Source organism: Streptomyces sp. NPDC057010, assembly GCF_042673805.1.
Lineage (GTDB): Bacteria > Actinomycetota > Actinomycetes > Streptomycetales > Streptomycetaceae > Streptomyces.
Genome location: NZ_JBHUSC010000013.1, coordinates 16,780 through 27,866 on the forward strand (window position 1 = coordinate 16,780; position 11,087 = coordinate 27,866).

Here is an 11,087-nt window from a genome sequence, read left to right on the forward strand (position 1 = left end):
CGTTGACCGAAGGTGTACGGGGGAGGGGCGCGGCATGGGGGACTGGCACGGCGGTGTGCTGATCGGGTTCGACCTGGAGACGACCGGCACGGAGCCGGGGGAGTCGCGGATCGTGACGGCGGCGCTGGTCGAGGTGCGGGCCGGCGAGGTGCGCGAGCGGCGCGGCTGGCTCGCGGACCCGGGGATACCGATCCCCGAACAGGCCTCGGCGATCCACGGGATCAGCACCGAGCGGGCGGTCGCCGAGGGGCGGCCCGTGCGGGAGGTGGCGGACGAGATCGCGCAGGCCCTGGTCGGGCACTGGCGGCGCGGAGCGGTGGTCGTCGCCTACAACGCGGCCTTCGACCTCACCCTGCTCACGGCGGAGCTGGCCCGGCACGGGCTGCCGTCGCTGGCCGACCGGCTGGGCGGCGCCGAGACCGGGCCGGTGGCCGACCCGCTGACCATCGACCGGGCGGTGGACCGCTACCGGCGCGGCAAGCGGACCCTGGAGGCGGTCTGCGGGGTGTACGGGGTGACCCTCGACGCCGCGCACGACGCCGGGGCCGATGCGCTGGCCGCGGTCCAGGTGGCCCGGGCGATAGCCGAGCGGCATCCGGAGGTGGCCGCGCTCACCCCGGGCGACCTGCACGCCCGGCAGGGCACCTGGCACGCGCGCTGGGCCCGGGACTTCCAGGCCTACCTGCGCCGCCAGGGCACGCCGGACGTGGTGATCGACACGGCCTGGCCGCTGCGGGGCCTGGTCCCGGCGTGACGGCCGCCGCCGATGTGATGCCGGGTCAGCGCGTGCCCTCGTAGTCGCCGACCTTCTTGGAGACCGCCCCCTGGAGCGGTCCCATACGGTCGACGAGCTGCTGGAAGTCGGCGGTCCGGCCGTCGGACCACTGGCCCATGGCGACCACCATGACCCGGCCGTGCCCCGTGAAGGCCTGCACCAGCCCGCTGTCCGCGGGCAGGGTCTTCAGACCGGATCCGGGCGGCGGGCCCTGCACGGCCACCTGGTAGTCGTTGAAGGCCATCGCCAGCTCGGTCGTGAGCATCACGGCGTCCTTCGGGTCCTTCATCGTGAAGACGGCCAGGTTGAACTGGTTGTCCTGCGCGTCCTTGTAGAGCGCGACCTGCTCGCCGACGCAGCCGGCGCTGTCCTCGATGAGGGCGGCCAGGCGGGGGCCGATGCTGTCGGCCTCGGTGCAGGACTCCAGTACGACGGAGCCCAGCCGCGTGAAGGTGGCGCCGGAGGCACCCTTGACCTCGGCCGGGAAGACGTCGCCGAGCGGGATCATCGGCCGGGTGTCCAGGGTGTTCTTCGACGGGGAGGGCGACGGCGCTGCGGACGCCGCCCGGGCGGGGGCGGGGGCCGGCGCCTTCGTGTCGGGCGACGTGTCCATGAGCGTCAGCACGACGAACGCCGAGCCGGCGGCCAGCAGCGCCAGTGCCGTGTTCAGGGGCCACGCCCGCCTGGGCCGGGCAGCCGGCGGCGCCGGCTCCTGCGGCATGGCGCCCCAGCCGGAGTACTCCTCCCGCAGCGCGTTCCACTTGTCTTCGTCGGACCCGCCCGGGCCCGTGGGTATCTCATGGTTCTTCGGCACGCTCGAACCCTAGTGATCATCAGGGCTCATCTGAACAGCCCCAGGTCACAGCCTCATTACTATGCCGACGCCCGGTCTCCCGTCGCGGCCCGCCCGGCGTTCCGCCCGCCGTGGCCCCACCGCGCCCCGCCGGTTCCGGATCGCCCCGCCCCTAGAAGGGGTGCCAGCGCGTTTCGCGGTCGCCGTCGCGGAGGGAGGCGACGCGGCGGCGGAATTCGGTGAGTGCCTTCGGGTTGGCCGGGGCGTGCTGGGCGACCCAGGCGCAACTGGCCGTCTCGCGGGCGCCGCGCAGGACCGCGCAGCCCTCCCAGTCGCGCACGTCCCACCCGTAGGCGGCCGTGAACGCCTCGTACGCCTCGGCCGGCAGGCCGTACCGGTCGCGGGAGAGGGCCATCACCACCAGGTCGTGCTCGCGCAGGTCCGCCGATACGGTCTCCAGGTCCACCAGGACCGGCCCGTCCGGGCCCACGTGGACGTTGCGCGGCAGCGCGTCCCCGTGCACGGTGCCCGGCGGCAGGTGCGGGGTCAGGGCCGCCACCTCGCCGGCGTAGGCGTCGCGCCGGGCCCGCAGGTACGCCGCGTCCGCCGGGTCCACGGCGTCCCCGGCCAGCCGCAGCCAGCGCTCCACCCCGCCCCGCAGGTCCCGCGCCGGCAGCGCGAACGGCGGTGCGGGCAGGGCGTGGACCGTGCGGAGCAGCACCGCCAGGTCCTCCGGGCCGGCGGGCCGGACCGCGTCCGGGAGCCGGTGCCACAGCGTCACCGGGTGCCCCTCCACCAGCCGCGGCTCCGGTTCGGCCGCGCGGACCGCGGGGACCCCGGACCCGGCGAACCAGCCCGCCACCGCGAGCTCCCGCTCGGCCCGCTCCAGCAGCGCCGCCTCCCGGCCCACCTTCACCACCAGCTCGCCGACGGCGAAGACCGCGTTCTCGCCCAGGGCCAGCAGCGCCGCGCCGCCGCCCAGGCCGGCGGCCGCCAGTACGTCCCTGGCCCGCGCCTCGTCCATGTGTCGTTCTCCGGATCCGGATCGTCGTGAATTCGCCCAGTCTCCCAAAAAGAAATTGCACGAGACGTATCGTCTCGTTACGCTCGGCACATGACCTCAGCCAAGCCCGCACACATCGCCATGTTCTCCATCGCCGCCCACGGGCACGTGAACCCGAGCATCGAAGTGGTCCGGGAACTCGTCGCCCGGGGCCACCGCGTCAGCTACGCCATCCCCGCGTCCTTCGCCGAGAAGATCGCCGAGACCGGCGCCACGCCGGTGGTCTACCGCTCCACCCTCCCCACCGAGGACGACGACCCGGAGGCCTGGGGCACCGAGCTCATCGACAACCTGGAGCCGTTCCTGAACGACGCCGTCCAGGTCCTCCCACAGCTCGCGGCCGCCTTCGAGGGCGACGAGCCGGACCTCGTCATCCACGACATCACCTCCTATCCGGCGCCCGTCCTCGCCCACCGCTGGGGCGTCCCCGCCGTATCCCTCTCCCCGAACCTGGTCGCCTGGGAGGGGTACGAGGAGGAGGTGGCCGGGCCGATGTTCGCCGAACTGAAGGCCTCCGAGCGCGGGCGGGCGTACTACGCCCGGTTCGCCGCCTGGCTCACCGGCAACGGCCTCGACGGCGACGTCGACCGCTTCCAGGGATGCCCGCGCCGCAGCCTCGTCCTGATCCCCCGGGCGCTCCAGCCGCACGCCGACCGCGTCGACCCGACCGCGTACACCTTCGTCGGAGCCTGCCAGGGCGACCGCACCGCGACCGAGGGCACCTGGCAGAGGCCGGCGGCCGCAGAGGGCCGCAAGGTGCTGCTGGTCTCGCTCGGTTCGGCCTTCACCAAGCAGCCCGCCTTCTACCGCGCCTGCGTCGAGGCCTTCGGGGACCTGCCCGACTGGTACGTCGTCCTGCAGATCGGCAAGTTCACCGAGGAGGCCGAACTGGGCGAGATCCCCGCCAACGTCGAGGTCCACCGCTGGGTTCCCCAGCTGGACGTCCTGCGCCAGGCCGACGCCTTCATCACCCACGCGGGCGCCGGAGGCAGCCAGGAGGGCCTCGCCACCGGCACCCCGATGGTCGCCGTCCCGCAGGCCGTCGACCAGTTCGGCAACGCCGACATGCTGGCCGCGCTCGGCGTGGCCCGGCACGTCCCCATGGCGGACGCGGACGCCACGACCCTCCGGGAGGCGGTCCTCGCCCTGGTCTCCGACCCCGAGGTCGCGGCCCGCTGCGAGGCCGTGCGCGCGCAGACCGCCGCCGAGGGGGGCACGCGCCAGGCCGCCGACCTGATCGAGGCGGAACTGTCATAGCCGGTCCCTAGGCTTCCCCCATGACCAAGACGGCGGACACCAGGAAGACCTACGCGGCGCTGCTGCGCGGCATCAACGTCGGCGGCAGCAGGAAGGTCCCGATGGCGGAGCTGCGCTCCGTGCTGGAGGGGCTCGGGCACGGCGACGTGCGGACGTACCTGCAGAGCGGCAACGCCGTCTTCAGCAGTACGGGCAAGGACCCGGCCGCCCTCGCCCGGGAGCTGGAGAAGGCCATCGAGGCCCACTTCGGCTTCCGGGTGTCGTGCCTGGTCGTCGACGGCGCGTATCTGCGCGCCGTCGCCGAGGCCTGTCCCTTCCCGGCCGCCGAGCTGGAGGGCAAGCAGCTCCACGCCACCTTCTTCTCCGAACAGCCCGGCGAGGAGCGCTTCGCCGCGATCGACCGGGCCGCGTACCTCCCGGAGGAGTACCGGCTCGGCGACCGCGTCCTCTACCTCTACGCGCCCGACGGCCTGGGCCGCTCCAAACTGGCCGAGACCCTCGCCAGGCCGGCCGTCGTCAAGGGCATCGACGCGACCACCCGCAACTGGAACACCGTCGCCAAGCTCGTCGAACTGACGGCGACGCCCGGCTGATCGGACCTACAGCGAGGACCTACAGCGAGAACCTACAGCGAGTCCAGCACCGCCAGTTCGCGCGGCGACAGGTGGACCGTCGCCGCTTCCAGGTTCTGCGCCAGATGCGCCGGGGAACCGGTGCCGGGCGTCGGGCACAGGACGGGGGAGTGGTGCAGCAGCCACGCCAGCGCGATCTGGCCCGTCCCCGCGCCGTGCGCCGCCGCCACCGCGGTGAGCGCGGCCGCGCTCTCGCGGGTCAGGGAACCGCTGCCCAGCGGGTAGTACGGGAGGAAGGCGATCCCGCGCTCCTCGCACAGCGCGAGCACCTCCGCCGAGCCGCGCTCCAGCAGGTTGTACGCGTTCTGGACCGAGGCGATCGGAACGCACTCCAGCGCCCGCCGCAGCTGCTCCGCGGTGACGGTGTCCAGCCCGATGTGCCGGATCTTGCCCTCGGCCCGCAACTCGGCGAGCGCGCCCAGCTGTTCGGCCATCGGGACCGAGGGGTCGAAGCGGTGCAGCTGGTACAGGTCGATGCGCTCCACCCGCAGCCGCCGCAGGCTCGCCTCGCACATCTCCCGCAGCTGCTCCGGGCGGCCCGCCACGTGCCACTGATCGGGGCCGGTGCGCACCACCCCGCCCTTGGTGGCGACGACCAGCTGCTCCCCGTACGGGTGCAGGGCGTCGGCGATCAGCTCCTCCGCCAGGTCGGGGCCGTAGTTGTCGGCCGTGTCGATGAGGGTGACCCCGCGCTCCACCGCCGCCCGCAGCAGCTCCCGGGCCTCGGCGCGGCCGCCGCGCGGACCCCAGTAGCCGGGGCCGACGAGGCCGCCCGTGCCGAACCCGAGGCGTCGTACGGGGAGATCCCCACCCAGGTTGAATATGTGTTCCGCCATGCCCCGACCGTAACGCAGGGCGGCGGGTGTGCCAGGCTCATGGCATGCGGTACATCATCATCGGCGCGGGCGCGGTCGGCGCCACCATCGGCGGACGGCTCGCGGAGGCGGGCGGCGAGGTCGTCCTCGTCGCGCGCGGCGCGCACGCGGAGGCCCTGCGGGCCGGCGGGCTGCGGCTCACGACGGCGGACGGGGAGCGCGTGCACCGGCTGCCCGTGGTCACGGGACCGGACGAACTGGGCGAACTGCGGCCGGACGACGTCCTGCTGCTGACCGTGAAGACCCAGGACGCGATCGCCGCGCTCGACGGGTGGGGCGACGCGGAGGTCGCGGGAGGCGGGACGGCGGCGCAGCGGCTGCCGGTGCTGTGCGCGCAGAACGGCGTGGAGAGCGAGCGGCTGGCGCTACGGCGCTTCGCGCGGGTGTACGGGGTGTGCGTATGGCTGCCCGCCACCTTCCTGGAGCCGGGCGTGGTCTCCGCGCTGTGCACGCCCCTGACCGGCATCCTGCACCTGGGGCCGGCGGCCGGCGGCACGGACGCGCAGGCCCGGGCGGTCGCGGCGGACCTGGACAAGGCCGGGTTCGAGGCGCCGGTGGTCGGGGACGTGATGCGGTGGAAGTACGCGAAGCTGCTGGGGAACCTGGGCAACGCGATCCAGGCGACGACGGGCCCCGAGCCGGCCGCCGCGAAGTCGGCACTGCTGGGCCGGGCCGTCGCCGAGGCGAAGGCGGCCTTCGCGGCGGCGGGCATCGCCTACGCCTCGGAGGCCGAGCAGTCCGCCGCGCGCGACGGCAAGGTGAACCAGCCGCCGGGCATCCGCGGCGGCTCCTCCTGGCAGAGCCTGGCCCGCGGCACGGGCTCGGTCGAGGCGGACTACCTCAACGGGGAGATCTCCCTGCTGGGCCGCCTGCACGGCGTCCCGACCCCGGTCAACGACGTCCTGCGGCACGCCGCGAACATCTTCGCCCGCGAGGGCCTGCCCCCGGGCGCGATGTCCATCGAGGACCTGACCGCCCTCGCGGACGAAGCCGCCGCCCGCGCGTAGCCGGCGCCTCCCCCCGCACACCCTCCCCGGGCCGCTGCGCGAGCAGTCGCTTTCGACCGCAACGCCGTACCGAAGCCCGTTCACTCGGACGTTGACACCCTGCATCCCGTGTCTGTGTCATGGATATCCGGTTTCTCGGTCAGTTGCCGACAGGAGTGTGGCGACGGCCGCCTCCCCCGGTTCGGGAAGCGGCCGTCTGGGCACGTGGAGATGTTGTTATGGGGTCGGAGTAGGCAGGGTTACCGTGGCCAGGGCCGGGATGGTCCAGCGTTGGGCGTCTGTCCCGTTGCAGTCCCAGAGCCAGAGCTGGATGCCTGGTGTGGTGTACGCGTGGTCGAGGTCGACGCAGCGGCCGGAGGCCGGGTTGTAGATCGAGCCGTCCGCACGGGGGAGGAATTGCTGGTTGCCCCCGCCGTTGCAGGTCCACAGCTCAAGCAGGGTGCCGGCTGCTGTGCCCGCACCGGTGGCATCGAGGCATTTGCCTTGGACGCGGAGGGTCCCGTCCCCCTTTACCTCGAAGTTCTGGTTGTCGCCACCGCCGCAGGTCCAGATCTCGATCTTGCTGCCGTCTGCGGTGCTGCTGCGCTCGTTGTCGATGCAGTTGCCAGCTGAGGCGGTCAGAGTGATCGGGCTCGTGGTTCCGGCGGCGGGGGCGGCGGCGTAAGGGTAGGTGGCGAAGTTGCTGACGCCGCCCTCGAGGCTGTCCCAAGGCGCCCCGTTGAGTTTGAAGCGGCCGAGGACCAGCGGGCCGCTGGGGGCGGGGCTGGTGGCAGCCTGGTGATGGGCACTGCCTGCGAGGATGCCGTTGACGTAGAGGTTCATGAGACCGCTGTCCGCGTTGTAGGCAGCTGTCAGGCGGGACCAGGAGTTGGGCGTGAAACGGGCCGCTTCGTTGGTGGCGTGGGTGAAATCGAAGGGCCAGCCGTCGGAGTCGGCGTTGGCCAGGGCGAAAATCCACTGACCAGTACTGACATCCGCGTAGAGGATGAAGGAGCTGCTGCGGGTGGTGTCCTGGCTGGCGATGATGCTGGTCTTGGTGCCGGGCTTGGCCCAAGTGGTGATGGTGAAGCTCTTGCGGGTGTCGATGACCGGGCCGGCCGTCGTGATGGTCGACTGCGCGCCGGCGAAGGCGGCGTAGGGGGTGTTACGGCTTTCGATGGAGCCGGTGGGCCAAGTGATTCCGGCCGCGGTCGCCGGATAGTTGCCGACAGCGCTGGGCGTCGTACTGCCGTTCTGATTGGTCAGCTTCCACTGGGCCGTAGGCTTGTTGAGGTTGCCCAGGGAGATTGGTTTGGGCGCGAAGCCCGTGCTCGTGCCGGTGAAGGCCACAAGCAGCTGGTTGGTGTCGATCGCCCAGATGTCCGCCCGACCGTCTCCGTTGAGATCCCCGTACGATCCGACCTGCGGGAAGAGCTTGGGATCGATGATAGTGATGGCGGAAGCCGGAGCCTGGGCCGATGGCGGTGTCAGCACGTTGGCGGGGACGCCATTGGCATTGAAGGCCAGCGCGTAGCTGTGCACGCGGCCCGTGATCTCGTCTCGCGCCCACAGGGTGGGAGTTCCACCGACCTTGCCCGGGGCGATGAGGGTGGTGCGGGACCAGTCGCCCGAGCCGAGCAGCATGCCCTGACCGAGGTGGGTGCTGCCGAGTGAGGCTCCGGGGTAGTACCAGAGGCGGTTGTCCTCGACGGTGATCAGATCGGCGAGCCCGCCTGGGTTGTCGAAGCCTCCCGGGGCCAGAATCTGCGTGACCTTGGACCAGTCGGAGACGTAGCCCGTGCACTGGGCTGCCGCATTGCAGGAGGGCTTGGTGGCGATGGGCATGATGCTCTCGGTGAGGCTGAAGCGCCCCGGAGCCCCGTTGGCAGAAGCATCGTTGCCGTACGCGTACATGCGGCGAGTGGTTTTGTTGTAGGCGAAGATGTCGTCCACGCCGGACTGGCTGAGGCTTCCCCGGTGGGTGATGAGGTAGTTGTCCCAGCCCGTCTTGTCGGGGCTCTGGGCTGCAATCGAAGAAGTGATCGCAGGTGCTGACACATCGGTGTTGCCGGGTATGAGCAGCAGGCTTCCGCTACCGCTCCGGTCGGGCCTGAGGATGTCCGGGATCCCGTCGCCGGTCAGGTCCCCCGCGGTGACCGGCGCCGCCGGGTTCCACGGGGCGTAGAAGCTGTAACTGGCGGTGCCGGCGTTGTTGGCTCCGTCCACGGCCTGGACGTAGAGGGTGTGGGTGCCCCACTGCTGGGCAGTGAGATTGATCGGGATGCTGGCGGTAGCCATGCCGTTCGCATCGGGTGTGGTGCTGACCGACTGGGCCCCGTTCGCCGGAATGGGCATGTCGAGGGAGTACTCGAAGCGGCGGATGTCGCTCTTGATGCAGGCGGTGAGCTCACAGCCGGTGGGAACGACGTCCTTGCTGGAGACGGGGATGGTGATCCCCGTGTCGCCGGCGTGAGCGGTGGGAGTACGGCCGCTGGCGAGGGGAGGGAATGCCTTGGAGTCGCCGAACGCGGTGGCGGTGGGGGGTGTCAGGTCCACTTTGAAGTTGCATTCCGAGACCCAGGGTCCCTCCAGCGTGCCGTCGAAGGCTTTCACACCCCAGCCGTAGTGGTGCCCGTCTGCCACGGCAAAGCCCACATTGGTCCGAGCCGTCGTCCCCGATGCCACGTACGGGCTTCTGGGCTGGGACACGGTGGCGGGACCGCCGACGCCGTTGTTCTTCATGTTGTCCCAGACCTGGTAGACGGCCTGGAGGTTCACGCCCTCCATCGGAGTCGTCAGGCGGGCATTGAGCGAGATGTTGCTCGTTCCCCCGGTCGTGGAGGTCCGGCCGATCCAGCCCGCGGTACCGCCGTTGCAGGCGGCGCCGGTGGGGTTCGCGGAGTCTGGTGTCGTGCTGACCGAGTCCGGGGCGGCCGGCGGGATGTCGAAGACCGTGGTGATGTAGGGGTTGGTGCTGAACCGCATGAAGCCGAGGTTCGACCGGTCCTTGTTGCTCTTGCCGTAGAGCCCGAACGTCCATGTGTCCCCGTCCAGTGAGGCGACTTGCCGCATGTGATCGGTGACGTCGAAGCTGGCGTACTTGAAGCCGCAGTCGAAGTAGGCGCTGGAGATCTGCTGGGTGCCCACCGTCGAGTTGACGCCAGGGCGGTGGCTCCAGTTCGTTCCGCTGTTTATGCCGCCAACGTGCTTTACCGTGATGGGCCACGTGTTGGAGCATCCGTGGTCGGCCCCGTAGGTCGCGGTCAGGTTCAGGGTCGACTTCTGGATCACCATCTGGGGTGTCAGCGCACTGGTGTTGATCTCGAAGAAGGACTCCTGCAGGCCAAAGCAGTTGGAGGTGTACTGCTGGTAGCCGACACCTTCGCCGTAGTCCTGTGCCGTGTCGTAGGTGGTTGCGCTCGGGCAGCCCTCCTGGGCGACGACGAAGTGGCCCGTTGCCGACGTCACCGGATTGACGACGGGGTCGATGTAAACGGGATAGGTCGTCTTCGAGCCGGTGAGCAGTTCCTGGTCGGGCGTGAGCGTCACAGCGTTGGGCTGCATCGAGATGCCGATCGGCTTGACCTGAGCGCCGGTGCCGGGCCTGGCGGCGGATGACTGTGCATCCGGCTCGCCCGGGGCTGAGGGGCCTGCGTTGTCGTCGGCGGATGCGCTGCGGTTGACCGCTGTGTTCTTGAGGGAGGCGGCCTCCCGGCCGACGGCTGTGCTGGAGTCCCACATGAGCGGCGTGGCGCTGGTGTACGCCGCTGCTCCGTCGGAGGTGGTGGCCTGGAAATTGCCCGCGGGGTCGCTGCCCAGGGTCAGGCCGTCGGCCTTGGTCGCCAGCCGCAGGCTGCGCAGGGCCGGGTTGGCCGCGGCCTCCGCGTTGCGGACGATCAGTACTTCGCTGAAGGCGCCCTGGTCGTTGACGGAGGCCTGAAGGTCCACTCCGGGGAAGACGTCCGGATACAGGGCGCTGTTGCCGGTGACCTTGGGGGCGGGCAGTGCAACGGGGAAGGACAGCTCAAGGCGACGCCCCTTGCTGTGCTCCAGTGTCGCGAGCAGTCCCGTACCGCCGCCGGACAAGGTCACGCTCGAGGGTGTCGCGAGCGGGCTGTAGGTGCCCTCGGGGTTCCGTTTCAGTGTGGCGTCGACAGCGCTCCACTTGCCGGACTTCAGGACACGTACGGGCTTGAGATGGGTGGTAGTGCTCAGCGAGCCGTCCGGATTGGCGACGGTCTCGCCGGTCGGTGTGGTCAATGTGGTGACCGCAACCGGCTTCCCTTCCGCCTTTGCGTGCTGGACGGCGTACGGGATCGAACCGGCGGGTGGTTCGGCAGGCGTGGCGGAGGTGATGGGCGGCGCTGTAGGTCGCGCGTCGGCGAGTGCGGGTCCCGGTGCTCCGGAAAGCAGACCGAGGGCGGTCATCAGGACGGTGGCCCGTCTGATGCCCCAAATTCTACGGTTTTGCATACGTGGTATCCCCCCACATGGCGCTCCTGCTGGATGTCTTTATCCAGCCAATGTGCGACCGGAAATGGTCAAAGATTCGCTATGTTGACCATAGTCGAATCTTCCATTCCGGTTTTTCTGAGTCGAATCAGCCAGCCTCGACTGGGTGTTATTGGGACACATGCGCCTAAAGGTTGGGGCTGATTCGCGAAGAGGCTATTGCGGTTAGCACTGTTGTGGCAATACGGTGCCGT

At 70.6% G+C, this 11,087-nt stretch carries 7 protein-coding genes and 1 pseudogene; 4 read left to right on the forward strand and 4 right to left on the reverse strand.

All coding sequences use genetic code 11. From position 1 onward, the window contains the following. Positions 1-34: 34 nt before the first annotated feature. Positions 35-754 carry a 3'-5' exonuclease gene (locus tag ACFTXQ_RS15045; RefSeq protein WP_382640560.1) on the forward strand — a complete coding sequence of 240 codons (720 nt, stop codon included), beginning with the start codon at positions 35-37 and terminating at the stop codon, positions 752-754. Between the two features lie 25 nt (positions 755-779). Here the strand turns inward: ACFTXQ_RS15045 and ACFTXQ_RS15050 are convergent, their stop codons facing one another. Both ACFTXQ_RS15050 and ACFTXQ_RS15055 read right to left on the reverse strand, forming a co-directional pair. After that, positions 780-1,589 (reverse strand): hypothetical protein, encoded by an 810-nt coding sequence (locus ACFTXQ_RS15050; protein WP_382640563.1) that lies wholly within the window; start codon positions 1,587-1,589, stop codon positions 780-782. Positions 1,590-1,740: 151 nt separating this feature from the next. Continuing rightward, the gene (locus tag ACFTXQ_RS15055) at positions 1,741-2,592 is read right to left on the reverse strand and encodes an aminoglycoside phosphotransferase family protein (RefSeq protein WP_382640565.1); all 852 of its coding nucleotides are present in this window, start codon (positions 2,590-2,592) and stop codon (positions 1,741-1,743) included. On the opposite strand from ACFTXQ_RS15055, the pseudogene mgt reads away from it, so the two are divergent. Continuing rightward, a pseudogene (gene mgt, locus ACFTXQ_RS15060) lies at positions 2,591-3,888 on the forward strand (macrolide-inactivating glycosyltransferase). The gene ACFTXQ_RS15055 and the pseudogene mgt sit on opposite strands and share 2 nt — an antisense overlap. A gap of 20 nt (positions 3,889-3,908) precedes the next feature. Then, positions 3,909-4,481 (forward strand): DUF1697 domain-containing protein, encoded by a 573-nt coding sequence (locus ACFTXQ_RS15065; RefSeq protein ID WP_382640568.1) that lies wholly within the window; start codon positions 3,909-3,911, stop codon positions 4,479-4,481. Between the two features lie 32 nt (positions 4,482-4,513). Here ACFTXQ_RS15065 and ACFTXQ_RS15070 read toward each other — a convergent pair whose 3' ends face one another. After that, positions 4,514-5,356 carry an aldo/keto reductase gene (locus ACFTXQ_RS15070; protein WP_382640571.1) on the reverse strand — a complete coding sequence of 281 codons (843 nt, stop codon included), beginning with the start codon at positions 5,354-5,356 and terminating at the stop codon, positions 4,514-4,516. Between the two features lie 44 nt (positions 5,357-5,400). Here ACFTXQ_RS15070 and ACFTXQ_RS15075 point away from each other — a divergent pair, with 44 nt between their 5' ends. Beyond that, positions 5,401-6,402: a ketopantoate reductase family protein gene (locus ACFTXQ_RS15075; RefSeq protein ID WP_382640573.1), complete on the forward strand. Its 1,002-nt coding sequence runs from the start codon at positions 5,401-5,403 to the stop codon at positions 6,400-6,402. Between the two features lie 216 nt (positions 6,403-6,618). Here the strand turns inward: ACFTXQ_RS15075 and ACFTXQ_RS15080 are convergent, their stop codons facing one another. After that, complete coding sequence (locus ACFTXQ_RS15080) at positions 6,619-10,809, reverse strand: ricin-type beta-trefoil lectin domain protein (RefSeq protein WP_382640576.1); 4,191 nt, start codon at positions 10,807-10,809, stop codon at positions 6,619-6,621. Positions 10,810-11,087: the final 278 nt, after the last annotated feature.

What these genes read in the sequence shown, in the direction of transcription:
- ACFTXQ_RS15065 (WP_382640568.1), top strand. Translation starts at nt 3,909, where the DNA reads ATGACCAAGACGGCGGACACCAGGAAGACCTACGCGGCGCTGCTGCGC.
- ACFTXQ_RS15080 (WP_382640576.1), bottom strand. Translation starts at nt 10,809, where the DNA reads ATGACCGCCCTCGGTCTGCTTTCCGGAGCACCGGGACCCGCACTCGCC.
- ACFTXQ_RS15070 (WP_382640571.1), bottom strand. Translation starts at nt 5,356, where the DNA reads ATGGCGGAACACATATTCAACCTGGGTGGGGATCTCCCCGTACGACGC.
- ACFTXQ_RS15045 (WP_382640560.1), top strand. Translation starts at nt 35, where the DNA reads ATGGGGGACTGGCACGGCGGTGTGCTGATCGGGTTCGACCTGGAGACG.
- ACFTXQ_RS15055 (WP_382640565.1), bottom strand. Translation starts at nt 2,592, where the DNA reads ATGGACGAGGCGCGGGCCAGGGACGTACTGGCGGCCGCCGGCCTGGGC.
- ACFTXQ_RS15075 (WP_382640573.1), top strand. Translation starts at nt 5,401, where the DNA reads ATGCGGTACATCATCATCGGCGCGGGCGCGGTCGGCGCCACCATCGGC.